The sequence below is a fragment of the Streptomyces sp. 3-6 genome (genome assembly GCF_056323165.1).
Window position 1 is genome coordinate 1 of the sequence record NZ_JBWHZP010000037.1, and the last position, 13,110, is coordinate 13,110.

Annotated in this window: 12 protein-coding genes and 1 rRNA gene; 11 read left to right on the forward strand and 2 right to left on the reverse strand. The window is 74.7% G+C overall.

From position 1 onward, the window contains the following. From rrf to AC02VZ_RS25745, 3 genes are all read left to right on the forward strand, one after another. Nucleotides 1-106, forward strand: a 5S ribosomal RNA gene (gene rrf, locus AC02VZ_RS25735); the annotation flags it as partial. 182 nt (nt 107-288) lie between these two features. Next, nucleotides 289-1,572 (forward strand): hypothetical protein, encoded by a 1,284-nt coding sequence (locus AC02VZ_RS25740; protein WP_476476526.1) that lies wholly within the window; start codon nt 289-291, stop codon nt 1,570-1,572. Then, nucleotides 1,554-2,411 (forward strand): tetratricopeptide repeat protein, encoded by an 858-nt coding sequence (locus AC02VZ_RS25745; RefSeq protein ID WP_476476527.1) that lies wholly within the window; start codon nt 1,554-1,556, stop codon nt 2,409-2,411. Before AC02VZ_RS25740 ends, AC02VZ_RS25745 begins: the two co-directional genes overlap by 19 nt. Nucleotides 2,412-2,546: 135 nt before the next feature. On the opposite strand, the gene AC02VZ_RS25750 is transcribed toward AC02VZ_RS25745, so the two are convergent. Next, the gene (locus AC02VZ_RS25750; protein WP_476476528.1) at nt 2,547-3,845 is read right to left on the reverse strand and encodes a DUF1015 domain-containing protein; all 1,299 of its coding nucleotides are present in this window, start codon (nt 3,843-3,845) and stop codon (nt 2,547-2,549) included. A 72-nt stretch (nt 3,846-3,917) separates the two neighbouring features. On the opposite strand from AC02VZ_RS25750, the gene AC02VZ_RS25755 reads away from it, so the two are divergent. From AC02VZ_RS25755 to AC02VZ_RS25770, 4 genes are all read left to right on the forward strand, one after another. Then, on the forward strand, nt 3,918-4,946 hold the full coding sequence (locus tag AC02VZ_RS25755) for an HAD-IIA family hydrolase (RefSeq protein WP_432058732.1): 1,029 nt from the start codon (nt 3,918-3,920) through the stop codon (nt 4,944-4,946). Nucleotides 4,947-5,228: 282 nt separating this feature from the next. Beyond that, entirely contained in the window at nt 5,229-6,272 is a 1,044-nt protein-coding gene (locus tag AC02VZ_RS25760; RefSeq protein ID WP_476476529.1) for a FecCD family ABC transporter permease, read from the forward strand. After that, complete coding sequence (locus tag AC02VZ_RS25765; protein WP_476476530.1) at nt 6,269-7,306, forward strand: FecCD family ABC transporter permease; 1,038 nt, start codon at nt 6,269-6,271, stop codon at nt 7,304-7,306. Before AC02VZ_RS25760 ends, AC02VZ_RS25765 begins: the two co-directional genes overlap by 4 nt. Continuing rightward, complete coding sequence (locus AC02VZ_RS25770; protein WP_432058729.1) at nt 7,303-8,187, forward strand: ABC transporter ATP-binding protein; 885 nt, start codon at nt 7,303-7,305, stop codon at nt 8,185-8,187. Before AC02VZ_RS25765 ends, AC02VZ_RS25770 begins: the two co-directional genes overlap by 4 nt. Nucleotides 8,188-8,216: 29 nt before the next feature. Here the strand turns inward: AC02VZ_RS25770 and AC02VZ_RS25775 are convergent, their stop codons facing one another. Further along, nucleotides 8,217-8,564, reverse strand: a complete 348-nt coding sequence (locus AC02VZ_RS25775) for a sterol-binding protein (RefSeq protein WP_432058728.1) — start codon at nt 8,562-8,564, stop codon at nt 8,217-8,219. Nucleotides 8,565-8,746: 182 nt separating this feature from the next. On the opposite strand from AC02VZ_RS25775, the gene AC02VZ_RS25780 reads away from it, so the two are divergent. From AC02VZ_RS25780 to recN, 4 genes are all read left to right on the forward strand, one after another. Continuing rightward, complete coding sequence (locus AC02VZ_RS25780) at nt 8,747-9,091, forward strand: hypothetical protein (RefSeq protein ID WP_476476531.1); 345 nt, start codon at nt 8,747-8,749, stop codon at nt 9,089-9,091. Nucleotides 9,092-9,098: 7 nt separating this feature from the next. After that, nucleotides 9,099-9,914 (forward strand): TlyA family RNA methyltransferase, encoded by an 816-nt coding sequence (locus AC02VZ_RS25785; protein ID WP_432058727.1) that lies wholly within the window; start codon nt 9,099-9,101, stop codon nt 9,912-9,914. Then, nucleotides 9,911-10,816 (forward strand): NAD kinase, encoded by a 906-nt coding sequence (locus AC02VZ_RS25790; protein ID WP_362092640.1) that lies wholly within the window; start codon nt 9,911-9,913, stop codon nt 10,814-10,816. Before AC02VZ_RS25785 ends, AC02VZ_RS25790 begins: the two co-directional genes overlap by 4 nt. Nucleotides 10,817-11,230: 414 nt before the next feature. Continuing rightward, a complete protein-coding gene (gene recN / locus AC02VZ_RS25795; protein WP_476476532.1) occupies nt 11,231-12,949 on the forward strand; it encodes a DNA repair protein RecN in 1,719 nt (572 codons plus the stop codon). Nucleotides 12,950-13,110: the final 161 nt, after the last annotated feature.

Sequence of the window (13,110 nt, forward strand, 5' to 3'; positions counted from 1 at the left end):
TAGCGTAGGGGAAACGCCCGGTTACATTCCGAACCCGGAAGCTAAGCCTTACAGCGCCGATGGTACTGCAGGGGGGACCCTGTGGGAGAGTAGGACGCCGCCGAACAATTTTTGTTGAAGGACCCCTGGTCACCAGCGTTCAGCTGGGACCAGGGGTCCTTTTTCATTTCTGGAGCGCGCTGGGTACCCGGCCGCGCGAGATACTTGCGGTACCGAAGACAGGAGTCACCATGTCCACCAACTCTCCCGGCGACCGACCGGAACGCGACCAGCGGCGACGGGACAGTGGTGACCGATCCGACCGTGGCGGCCGGCCGGGCGGCCCGCGTCGGGGCGACGACCGCGACCGCGGATTCCGCAGGGACGAGCGTCCCCCCTTCCGGCGCGACGACCGCGACCGGGATCGGGGCGGTGACCGGGACCGCGGTTTCCGCCGTGACGACCGGAGCGACCGTGGCGACCGGCCCGAGCAGCGGGGCGGTTACCGGGGCCGGGACGAACACCGCGGTGGTGAGCGCGGCGGTTACGGCGGTCGTGACGACCGCCGTGACGAGCGTCGGGGTGGTGACCGGGAGCGGTACGGCCAACGCCGCGATGAGGACCGGGGTCATGGTCGCCGCGACGACCGCCCGCGTGACGACCGGCGGAGCGACGATCGCCGGGGTGACGACCGGGGTTACCGGGGCGAGCGCGGCGGTTTCCGGCGCGATGATGCCCGTGGCGGTGACCGCGGTGGCTTCCGGTCCGCCTACCGGGGCCGTGACGACGACCGGGGACCCAGGAGCGGCGGTTTCCGCGACCGGGACGACCGAGCCGGCCGGGACGACCGCGGTGAGCAGCGCGGTGACCGCGGCGGCTTCCGTGGCCGGGACGACCAGCGCGGGGACAGCCGTGGAGGCGACCGCGGTGGATACAGGGGCCGCGACGACAGCCGAGACGGTTTTCGGGGTCGCGACGATCGTGGTGGCCGTGACGACCGTGGTGGCTTCCGGCGTGACGACTTCCGGGGCCGTGACGACCGGGGCGGTTTCCGCCGTGACGACAGTCGTGGCCGTGAGGACAGTCGCACCCGTGAGGACAGTCGCACCCGTGAGGACCGTGGCGGCTTCCGTCGCGATGACAGCCGTGGCCGTGAGGACCGTGGCGGCTTCCGGCGCGACGACAGCCGTGGCCGTGATGACCGGGGCGGTTTCCGTCGTGATGACAGCCGTGGCCGTGATGACCGCGGTGGCTTCCGTGGGCGGGACGACAGCCGTGGCCGTGACGACCGTGGCGGCTTCCGCCGTGACGACAGTCGCACCCGTGACGACCGCGGCGGCTTCCGTCGCGACGACGGCCGGGGCGGCGACCGTGGTGGCTTCCGTGGCCGGGACGACCGGCGTGGCGGGCCGCGCCGGGACGACCGGGGCGGGCGGCCGGGTGGCTTCCGTGGGCGGGACGACCGGCACGGCGGCGGACGCTTCCGTGAGGAGCGGGACCGTGACCGCGACCGCGAGCCGATCAAGCGGCTGCCCATCCCCGAGGACGTCACCGGCGAGGAGATCGACAAGGACGTGCGGCAGGAGCTCCTGAGCCTGCCCAAGACGCTCGCGGACGACGTCGCCAAGAACCTGGTGATGGTGGCCCGGCTGATCGACGAGGACCCGGAGGGTGCCTACGGCTACTCCAGGGTGGCCCTGCGCCTCGCCTCGCGCGTGGCCGCCGTCCGGGAGGCCGCCGGGTTCGCCGCGTACGCCAGCCAGAAGTACGCGGAGGCGCTCGCCGAGTTCCGTGCCGCCCGGCGGATGACCGGCACCGTCGAGCTGTGGCCGCTCATGGCCGACTGCGAGCGCGGACTCGGACGGCCCGAGAAGGCGTTGGACATGGCCGGTGCTCCCGAGGTGCACAAGCTCGACAAGGCCGGCCAGGTCGAGATGCGCCTGGTCGCCGCCGGGGCCCGGCGTGACCTGGGACAGCTGGACGCGGCGATCGTGACGCTGCAGAGCTCCGAGCTGGCGTCGAACTCCGTCCAGCCGTGGACCGCGCGCCTGCGGTACGCCTACGCCGATGCGCTGCTGGCCGCCGGGCGGGAGGACGAGGCCCGCGAGTGGTTCGCGAAGGCGGTCGAGGCCGACCGGGACGGCAGCACGGACGCCTCCGACCGGTTGGCCGAGCTGGACGGTGTGGCCTTCGTCGACGCGCTGGCCGACGACGAGGACCCCCACACTGCCGACGCCCCCGTCGACCCGGAGCCGGTCCCCACGGCTGAGGCGTCCACGGCTGAGACGCCCACCGCTGAGGCCCCCGCCTCCGAGGCCCTTGAGGCCGAGGAGACCCCGCCCGCAAGCGGCGCGACGACCGGCGGAGACGGCGACGCCACGGCGGAGGAGCCGGGCCGCTCGGACGCCTCGGACGTCGAGAAGGACGACTGAGGCGCACCGGAGTACCGAGGCGCACTGGAGAACCCAGGCGCCCCGGAGAACCCAGGCGCACGGGGAACGAGGCGCACGAGTAAGGGGTGCGGGACCGTCGAGCGGTTCCGCACCCCTCGCGTTCTTCCGGGGCGGTCAGAGGTCCAGGGCGCGCAGGACCAGGCCCGAGGCGGGTTTCGGGCCGAAGGACGTCGACTTGCGGGGCATGGTGACGCCCTGTTGGGCGAGGTCCCGGACCACTTCCTCGCGGACGGGGTGCATCAGCACCGCCGTCCCGCCGTCCCGTTCCGCCTTCTCGACCGTCGCGGCGGTGTCGTGGATGTAGGCGATGTGCTCGGGGGAGTCCTCGGGGATCCGCCAGACGTGGTCGAGGAGGGTGGCGTGCAGGACCGTCGCGTCCAGGGTGCGCCAGGCCTCCGGGCGGTCCGCCGGCACCGTGCGGGACAGCAGCTCCGGGGACGGACGGTCGACCAGGTGGAAGGCGCCGTCCCCGGCCAGCAGGAAGGCGTTGCCGGCCCCGGCGGCCTCCGCCAGGGCGTCCAGGGCGGCGGGCAGCGGCAGGTCGAGGCGGCGGACCCGGAACAGTCCGTCGAGGGCGGCCAGGGCGTCCCCGACCGGCAGGTCGTGCAGCAGCCGGTGGATGGCGCGCACCCGCAGCGGATAGCGGGCGGTGTCGACGAGCAGCACCAGACCGTGGTCCCACGGGCCGGGGGAGGGGTGCTCGGCGCGGAGCCTGCGGTAGGTCGCCCAGCGGTGGTGGCCGTCGGCGATGAGTGCCTGATGGCCGGTCAGTTCCTTGCTCACCGCGGCGAGGTCCGCGGGGTCGGTGACCGACCACAGGCGGTGGTGGAAACCGTCCTCGGTGGTGGTCGCGAACAGCGGCGGTCCCGCGGCCGTGCGCTCGACGAGGTCGGCGGTGACGGCGGCGGAGGCCGGGCCGTCGCCGCGGTAGGTGAGGAGGAGGGGTTCGAGGTTGGCGGAGGTGGCGCGCATCAGGGCCGCGCGGTCGGCGACGATGTGCGGCATGACGTCCTCGTGCGGCAGGACCACCTGCTCCTCGGGTTCGGACACGCGCAGGGTGCCGATGAGGCCGCGCTGCAGCAGCCCGTCGTCGTCGCGCTGCTCGTAGACGTAGAGGCCGGGTTCCGGATCGGGGGTCAGGACGCCCTGCTCGCGCCACCGGTTCAGCGTGTCGGCGGCCTGGGCGTTGCGCGCCTCGGGGGTGTCGGCCTCGGGCAGGATCAGCCGGACGATGTTGTACGGGTCCGCGGACTGGAGGTGGTGCAGGCCGTCGGGGCGGACGACGACGTCGTAGGGCGGGGATGTCACGGCGGCCAGGCTGCCGACCCGGTCGGGGTCGTAGCGGAGGCCTCGGAACGGGGTGAGTTCCAGGCCTCGGTGCGCCTTTGCTTCCGAGTGACCTGCAGTGTTCATCCCGGCATCGTACGGGTGCCGGGGGCATGGGGGATGATCGGGGGAAAGCCGTCGAACGAGGAGCGATGCCGGATGAGCACGAGCGTCAGGACGAGGCCCGAGGGCAGTGGACAGGCCCTGGCCGAGGCGTACGACACGGCGCTGCTCGACCTGGACGGTGTGGTGTACGCGGGTGGGAACGCGATCGCGTACGCCGTCGAGTCGCTGGCGACCGCGCGCGCCGGGGGCATGCGGCTGGCGTACGTGACCAACAACGCGCTGCGCACCCCGGACACCGTGGCGGCGCACCTGACCGAGCTGGGGATACCGACGGGCGCCGGTGAGGTGATCACGTCCGCGCAGGCGGTGGCCCGGCTCATCGCGGATCAGGTGCCGGCGGGCTCCCGGGTGCTGGTGGTGGGCGGTGAGGGACTGCGGGTCGCGCTGCGCGAGCGGGGGCTGGAGCCCGTGGAGTCGGCGGACGACGACCCGGTGGCGGTGGTGCAGGGGTACGGCGGGCCCGATCTCCCCTGGGAGCGCTTCGCGGAGGCGAGTTACGCCGTCGCCCGGGGGCTGCCGTGGTTCGCGTCCAACACCGACCTGACGATCCCCAGCGGGCGGGGCATCGCGCCCGGCAACGGTGCGGCGGTGGAGGTCGTGCGGATCGCCACCGGGGCGGAGCCGCAGGTGGCGGGCAAGCCGCTGCCGCCCATGCACCGCGAGACGATCCTGCGGACGGGGGCCGAACGGCCGCTGGTGGTGGGGGACCGTCTGGACACGGACATCGAGGGCGCGTTCAACGGCGGGGTCGACTCGCTGCTGGTGCTGACCGGCGTGACGGACGGCGCGCAGCTGCTGGCCGCTCCGCCGCGGCACCGGCCGACGTATGTCGACGCGGACCTGCGCGGGATGCTGACCGGGCAGCCGGAGGTCGTCGCGTCCGGGGCCGGCTTCCGGTGCGGTGGCTGGACGGCGGTGGCGGGTGCCGACCGGCTGGAACTGGACGGTGGGGGCGGCGCGCTGGACGGGCTGCGGGCGCTGTGCGCGGCGGCCTGGACGGCGGCCGGGGACGGTGCGTGCACCCTGGACGCGGGGAAGGCGTTGGCTCGGCTGGGGCTGTGAGGCGCCGGGGGCGGGAGCGGCGGCGGTCGGTGCGGTCGGTGGTGTCGTCCACGGCGGCCGTGCGCGTCCCGCCGGCTGTCCTGTCCGGTTCGTCCGGAGCCGGCGGTGCGGGTGGTGTCCTCCGTGGCGGCCGGGCGCGTCCGCCGGGAACGGGGGCCGGTGGCGCGGGCGTCGTCCGGACCGGGAGGCGCCCCGCGGTCCGCGCGGAAGCTCGCCGGAATCCGGCCCGTACGGGAGCCGCGGGGATCGTGATCCAATAGCAGGGTAGGCTAACCTAACTGCGTGTTGGTCGAGAGTCCCCCAGAACAGCGCGCGGCCCCTGCCCCCGCGCCCCGGAACCGCCGGGCGCTCCGGGTCTTCGGGCTGCTGCTCTCCGTGGTCCTGCTGGCGCTGGTCGCCGTGGCGAGCATCGCGATCGGGGCGAAGGAGCTGTCCCTGGAGCAGGTGTGGCACGGCCTGTTCCACGACACGGGCACCTACGGGGACGTGGTCGTCGCCGACCGCCTGTCGCGGACGCTCCTCGGGGTGCTGGCCGGTGCGGCGCTCGGCCTGGCCGGTGCGGTGCTCCAGGCCCTCACCCGCAATCCGCTGGCCGACCCGGGCCTGCTCGGCATCAACGCGGGGGCCTCCGCCGCCGTCGTCACCGCCATCACCTTCTTCGGCGTCACCTCGCTGTCCGGCTACGTGTGGTTCGCCTTCTGCGGGGCGGCGGCGGTCGGGGCGCTGGTGTGGTTCCTCGGCGGCAGCCGGAACGCGACCCCGGTGCGGCTGGTGCTCGCGGGTACGGCCATCACCGCCGCGCTGTTCGGCTACCTCCAGGCCGTGATGATCCTGGACGACGCGGCCCTCGGGAAGATGCGCTTCTGGACGGTCGGGTCGCTGGCCGCGGCGAACGACGCGACCATCGGGCAGGTGCTGCCCTTCCTGCTGGCCGGCACGGCCCTGGCGCTGGGGCTGGCCCGTCCGCTGAACGCCATGGCCATGGGCGACGACACCGCCAAGGCGCTGGGCGCCGACCTCAACCGCACCCGGGCGCTGTCCATGCTGGCCGCGACCGTGCTGTGCGGGGCCGCGACCGCCGCCTGCGGGCCGATCGTGTTCGTCGGCCTGATGGTGCCGCACGCCGTGCGTTCCTTCACCGGGCCCGACCTGCGCTGGATCCTGCCCTACGCGGCGCTCCTGTCGCCGGTGCTGCTGCTCGGCGCCGACGTCCTCGGGCGGGTCGTGGCCCGGCCCGCGGAGCTGCAGGTGGGGATCGTGACCGCGGTCATCGGCGGCCCGCTCTTCATCTTTCTGGTACGACGGCGGAGGACGGCCCAGCTGTGAAGACTACCCGTGCGCTGCGCACTCCCGGCGGGCTCTCGGTCCGGCTGGACGTCCGCGCCACCGTCGTCGTCGCGCTGCTGGTGCTGGCCGCGCTCACCGCGAGCGTGGTGCTGATCGGCACCGGCGACTTCCCGATCCCGGCCGCCGACGTGGTCCGGACCCTGTTCGGACAGGGGGACGCCGGCCAGGAGTTCATCATCACCGAACTGCGGCTGCCCCGGGTCCTGGTCGGGCTGCTGGTCGGTGCCTCGCTCGGCCTGGGCGGCGCGCTGTTCCAGTCCGTCTCCCGCAACCCGCTGGGCAGTCCGGACGTGCTGGGCCTGGGCCAGGGCGCCACGGCCGGCGCGCTCGTGATGATCGTGCTGTTCTCCGGCTCGGCGACCCAGGTCGCGCTCGGTGCCCTGGTCGGCGGCCTCGTGACCGGGTTCGCCATCTACGTGCTCGCCTGGAAGCGGGGTGTGCACGGCTACCGGCTGGTCCTGGTCGGCATCGGCGTGTCCGCGATCGTCACCGCGGTCAACGGCTACCTGCTCACCAAGTCGGACATCGTCGACGCGGCCCGGGCGATCGTCTGGATCACCGGATCCCTCGACGGCCGGGACTGGGACCAGGTGTGGCCGCTGGCCGCCCTGTGCGCGGTGCTCGTGCCGCTGGTGCTGTCCCAGGCGCGGGGCCTGCGTCTGATGGAGATGGGCGACGACATCTCGTACGCCCTCGGGGTGCGGGTGGAGCGCGTACGGCTGCTGCTGATGCTGTCGGCCGTGCTGCTCACCGCCTCGGCGACCGCCGCCGCCGGACCGGTCGGCTTCGTGGCGCTCACCTCGCCGCAGCTCGCCCGGCGGCTGACCCGTTCGCCGGGGCCGAACCTGGTGGCGTCGATGTGGATGGGCGCGGCCCTGCTGGTCACCGCCGACTGGGTGTCCCAGCGGGCGTTCGGCGCCGACCAGTTGCCGGTGGGCGTGGTCACCGGCGTGCTCGGCGGTGTCTACCTGCTGTGGCTGCTGGTCAGCGAGCGCCGGGCGGGCCGGATATGAGGGCGCGGGACACCGACCGCAGCGGACCGAACAACCGAAGGAGCACCGTGAACCGACTGTCCGCCGAGGACGTGACCCTCGCCTACGACCAGCGCGTGATCGCCGAGCGGCTGTCGGTGGAGATACCGGACAACTCCTTCACCGTGATCGTCGGCCCCAACGCGTGCGGCAAGTCGACGCTGCTGCGGGCGCTGTCGCGGATGCTCCGGCCGCAGCAGGGCCGGGTGCTGCTCGACGGGCAGGCCATCCAGTCGCTGCCGGCGAAGAAGGTGGCCCGGACCCTGGGCCTGCTGCCGCAGTCGTCGATCGCGCCCGACGGGATCACCGTGGGCGACCTCGTGGGCCGTGGCCGCTACCCGCACCAGGGCCTGCTGCGCCAGTGGTCGGCGGAGGACGAGCGGGTCGTCCGGGAGTCCATGGACCGCACCGGTGTCGGCGACCTCGCCGACCGGCACGTCGACGAGCTGTCCGGCGGTCAGCGGCAGCGGGTGTGGATCGCGATGGCGCTGGCCCAGCAGACCCCGCTGCTGCTGCTCGACGAACCGACGACCTACCTGGACATCCACCACCAGATCGACGTCCTGAACCTGTGCGCGGACCTGCACGAGGAGCACGGGCGGACCCTGGTCGCCGTCCTGCACGACCTCAACCACGCGGCGCGCTACGCCACCCACCTCATCGCGCTGCGGGACGGGAAGGTCGTGGCCGAGGGCGCCCCCGGCGACATCGTCACCGCGGAGCTGGTCGAGGCGGTGTTCGGGCTGCGCTGCCAGATCATCGACGACCCGGAGACGGGCACCCCCCTGGTCGTGCCGGCGGCGCGCAGGTCACGTGCGGCGGTGGACAGGGCCCGGATGACGGAGACCGCGAAGACGCCCTGACCGCGCCCCGCAACGGGTCCCGGAGCCGGTCACAGCAGCGTGCGGAGCCGGAGCAGGTCACGCAGGCCCGCCTCCAGCCGTACCCGGCCCGAGCCCCAGGCGCGGGCGAAGTGCAGGTCGCCGCGGACGAGGGCGAGCAGGTCGTCGCCGGTCATGGCGAGCCGGATCTGGGCCCTCTCGCGCGGCGGGCCGGGACGGGTGTCGTGGACGTGGAGGCGTCCGCCGCCCAGCCGGCCGGCGAAGGTCACGTCCAGGTCGGTGATGTGGCAGCTGACGGAGCGGTCCAGGGAGGCCGCCGCGCGGACGTCCCCCTCCGCGCCCCCCATGGACTCCGAGAGCTGGTCGAGTGCCGCACGGCACTCCTCGATCGTGGCCATCGCGCAGACGGTACCCCAGGCGTTCGCGGTAGCGTCGGGGCATGAACGACGCAGTGCCGCAGTCCGGCGCCGACCGGACACCGCAGCGGCCGGCCGGAGCGCCGTCCCGGCCGCCGGGGGACACCGGGGAGCAGCGGGAGCCGGAACCGGCGGAGGGCGGGGAGCGCGACGCCGGCGAGCGGGTGTCCGGTGTCCCGGACACCGGAGCGACGCCGTCCGCCGGACCGGACACCGCAGAGCAGGGCACCGCCCCGCAGGACACCGCGGCGCAGGCACCGGTCGGGGAGCCCGCCCCGCACGCGTACCGCCCCGCGGAGCCCGCCCCGCTGGGCGTGCCGACGGTGCCCACCGGTGACCCGGGGGTCGACGCCCTGCTGGGGCGGCTGGCCGACGCCGACCACCTCACCACCGACGGGCACCTGGAGGTGTACGAGGATGTACACCGGGGGCTGCGCGACGCGCTGACCGCGCTCGACGCCCGCCCGGGACCCCCCGCGCCCCCGTCGGCACACGGACACAGGAGCTGAACCGAACGTGGCAGGAGTCGCACGCCGCCGTCTCGACGCCGAGCTGGTACGCCGCAGGCTCGCGCGCTCGCGCGAGCACGCCGCCCAGCTGATCGCCGCCGGGCGTGTCACCGTCGGCAGGACCGTCGCGACCAAGTCCGCCACCCAGGTGGAGACCGCCGCCGCCATCGTCGTCGCCGAGGACGCCGGGGACCCGGACTACGTGTCGCGCGGCGGCCACAAGCTGGCCGGCGCCCTCGCGGCGTTCGGGCCCGCCGGGCTGCTCGTCGAGGGGCGCCGGGCGCTCGACGCCGGCGCCTCCACCGGCGGTTTCACCGACGTGCTGCTGCGGGCCGGGGCGGCACACGTGGTCGCCGTGGACGTCGGATACGGCCAACTCGCCTGGTCTCTCCGCAACGATGAACGCGTCACCGTCAAGGACCGTACGAACGTACGGGAGTTGACGCTGGAAGCGATCGGTGGGGAGCCTGTGGATCTTGTCGTGGGGGATCTGTCCTTCATTCCGCTGGGGCTGGTGCTGCCCGCCCTCAAGCGGTGCACGGCCCCGGACGCGGACCTCGTGATGATGGTGAAACCGCAGTTCGAGGTGGGCCGGGAACGGCTGGGCAGCGGCGGTGTCGTCCGCAGCCCCGAGCTGCGCGCCGAGGCCGTGCGGGGGGTGGCGGCCAAGGCGTGGGAGCTGGGGCTCGGGACGAAGGGCGTCACCGCCAGTCCGCTGCCCGGACCGTCCGGGAATGTCGAATACTTTCTGTGGCTGCGGGCCGGGGCTCCACAACCGGACGCGGCCGACATCGACCGTGCTGTGGCGGAGGGGCCGCGTTGACACAGAACCGAGCTCGTACTGTTTTCCTGCTCGCCCACACCGGGCGGCCCGCGGCCATCCGCAGCGCCGAACTGGTGGTCAGGGGCCTGCTGCACTCCGGGCTGGGCGTGCGGGTGCTGGAGGACGAGGCGCGCGACCTGCCGCTGCCCGACGACGTGGAGACCGTCAAGGAGGCCACCCCGCAGAGCCTGGACGGCTGTGAGCTGCTGATCGTGCTCGGCGGCGACGGCACCCTGCTGCGCGGCGCCGAGTTCGCCCGGGCCTCCGGGGTGCCGATGCTCGGCGTCAACCTGGGCCGGGTCGGGTTCCTCGCCGAGGCCGAGCGGGACGACCTCGACAAGGTCGTCGACCGGGTGGTGAGCCGGGCCTACGAGGTCGAGGAGCGGATGACCGTCGATGTCGTCGTGCACCGCAACGGCGACATCGTGCACACGGACTGGGCGCTGAACGAGGCGGCCGTGCAGAAGGTGTCCGCCGAGCGGATGCTGGAGGTCGTGCTGGAGATCGACGGCCGCCCCGTCACCGGCTTCGGCTGCGACGGGATCGTCTGCGCGACCCCCACCGGGTCCACCGCCTACGCGTTCTCCGCCGGGGGGCCCGTGGTGTGGCCGGAGGTGGAGGCACTGCTGATGGTGCCGATCAGCGCCCACGCCCTGTTCGCCAAGCCGCTGGTGACCTCGCCGGACTCGGTGCTGGCGGTGGAGATCCTGCCGCACGTCCCGCCGGGGGTGCTGTGGTGCGACGGGCGGCGGACCGTGGAGCTGCCGACCGGCGCCCGGGTCGAGGTGCGGCGCGGGGCGGTGCCGGTCCGGCTGGCCCGGCTGCACCACGCCTCGTTCACCGACCGGCTGGTGGCGAAGTTCGCGCTGCCGGTGTCGGGCTGGCGCGGCGCGCCGCACTGAGGCACCGGGGGCGGGCCGTTCCGGAAGGGTCCGACGGCGGGACGCCGGCGCCGCCGGACGCGTGCGCTGCCGGAGGCCCGTGCCGCCGGTCCGCCTGGGTCGCCGGCCCACCCGTGCCGCCGGACCGTCCGCCCTGCCGCTCCCGGTGCCGGGGCCTCGTCCCGCGGCCCGGGCGGTGCTCCGGCGGGCCGCCCGACGTGCGGCGCACCCGTCGTGGCCCCCGCCGGGCCGTACTCCCGGCGGTCGTCCGCGGCCCGAAGGGGTGGTTCCGCCGGGCCGCCGACATCGGGCCGTTCATGACCGTTCGTCCTGCTCTGCGCGCCGGGGTGCGGCGTCCACTCCTGCGGGTGACGGGGGTGGGCCGCTCGCACGGGCGGGCTTCGACCTCGTAAGGTCTTCAGCGTGTTGGAGGAGATGCGGATACGGTCGCTCGGAGTGATCGACGACGCTGTCGTCGAGCTGTCACCAGGCTTCACCGCCGTCACCGGTGAGACGGGGGCGGGCAAGACCATGGTGGTCACCAGCCTCGGGCTGCTGCTCGGCGGGCGGGCGGACGCGGCGCTGGTGCGGATCGGGGCCCGGAACGCGGTCGTCGAGGGCCGGGTCGCCGTGCCCGGGGACGCCGCGGCCGCCGTGCGCGCGCAGGAGGCCGGGGCCGAGCTCGACGACGGGACGCTGCTGATCAGCCGGACCGTTTCCGCGGAGGGCCGCTCGCGGGCCCACCTGGGCGGCCGGAGCGTGCCCGTGGGCGTGCTGGCCGAACTCGCCGACGAACTGGTGGCCGTGCACGGCCAGACCGACCAGCAGGGGCTGCTGAAGCTGTCCCGCCAGCGGCAGGCACTCGACCGGTACGCCGGGTACGCGGTCGCCGTGCCGCTGGGCAAGTACACCGAGGCCTACCGGCGGCTGCGGACCGTCTCCGCGGAACTCGAACAGATCACCACGCGGGCCCGCGAGCGCGCCCAGGAGGCGGACCTGCTGCGGTTCGGCCTCGACGAGATCGCCGCCGTGGAACCCCGGGCCGGCGAGGACGTGGAGCTGGCGGAGGAGGCCGAACGGCTGGGCCACGCCGAGGCGCTGGCGTCGGCGGCGGCGGCCGCGCACGCCGCGCTGGCGGGCAACCCGGAGGACCTGGAGGGCGTCGACGCGGGCACCCTCGTCGCGGGCGCCCAGCGGGCCCTGGAAGCCGTGCGGGCGCACGACCCGGCGCTGGCCGCGCTCACCGACCGGATCGGCGAGATCGGCATCCTGCTGCGGGACGTGGCCGGGGAGCTGGCGGGCTACGCCGACGACCTGGACGCCGACCCGCTGCGGCTGGCCGCCGTCGAGGAGCGGCGGGCCGCGCTGACCGGACTGACCCGCAAGTACGGCGAGGACGTCGCGGCCGTGCTGGCCTGGGCCGAGCAGGCCGCGGCCCGGCTGACCGAGCTGGACGGGGACGACGAGCGCATCGGTGAGCTGACCGCCGAGCGCGACGCGCTCCGCGCCGAACTGGGAGAGCTGGCGGCGGCGCTGTCGCAGGCGCGGGCCGAGGCCGCCGAGCGGTTCGCGGCCGCCGTGACGGCCGAGCTGGCGTCCCTGGCGATGCCGCACGCGCGGGTCTCCTTCGACCTGCGGCAGAGCGAGGACCCGGACGGCATCGAGGTCGGCGGCCGTACGGTCGCCTACGGGCCGTCGGGCGTCGACGAGGTCGAACTGCTGCTGGCCCCGCACCCCGGGGCGCCGCCCCGGCCCATCGCCAAGGGCGCCTCCGGAGGTGAGCTGTCCCGCGTGATGCTGGCCGTGGAGGTGGTGTTCGCGGGCAACGACCCCGTCCCGACGTACCTGTTCGACGAGGTCGACGCCGGCGTGGGCGGCAAGGCCGCGGTCGAGATCGGCCGGCGGCTGGCGCGGCTGGCGAAGACCGCGCAGGTCGTGGTCGTGACGCACCTGCCGCAGGTGGCCGCCTTCGCCGACCGGCAGCTGCTGGTGGAGAAGACCGACGACGGGTCGGTCACCCGTTCCGGGGTGAAGGTGCTGGAGGGCGAGGACCGCATCCGGGAGCTGTCCCGGATGCTGGCCGGGCAGGAGGACTCCGAGACCGCCCGGGCGCACGCCGAGGAACTGCTGGAGACGGCCCGTGCCGAGGTCTGACCGGCGCCGCCCGGCGCCCGGGACGGCCGGATGACCGGCCGGGCCCGCAGCCGGGCCGTCCCGGCCGCGAGGGCGGTGTCCGCCGCTCCGGCCCCCGCCGTCGCCCCGCCGTCCGCCGCGGGCCGCGGCCGGCGCACGGCTCACGGCCGGGCGCCCGCCCG

Coding starts and splice junctions, on each gene's coding strand:
- AC02VZ_RS25775 (WP_432058728.1), bottom strand. CDS start 8,564: ATGGCCACGATCGAGGAGTGCCGTGCGGCACTCGACCAGCTCTCGGAG.
- recN (WP_476476532.1), top strand. CDS start 11,231: ATGCGGATACGGTCGCTCGGAGTGATCGACGACGCTGTCGTCGAGCTG.
- AC02VZ_RS25750 (WP_476476528.1), bottom strand. CDS start 3,845: ATGAACACTGCAGGTCACTCGGAAGCAAAGGCGCACCGAGGCCTGGAA.
- AC02VZ_RS25755 (WP_432058732.1), top strand. CDS start 3,918: ATGAGCACGAGCGTCAGGACGAGGCCCGAGGGCAGTGGACAGGCCCTG.
- AC02VZ_RS25770 (WP_432058729.1), top strand. CDS start 7,303: ATGAGGGCGCGGGACACCGACCGCAGCGGACCGAACAACCGAAGGAGC.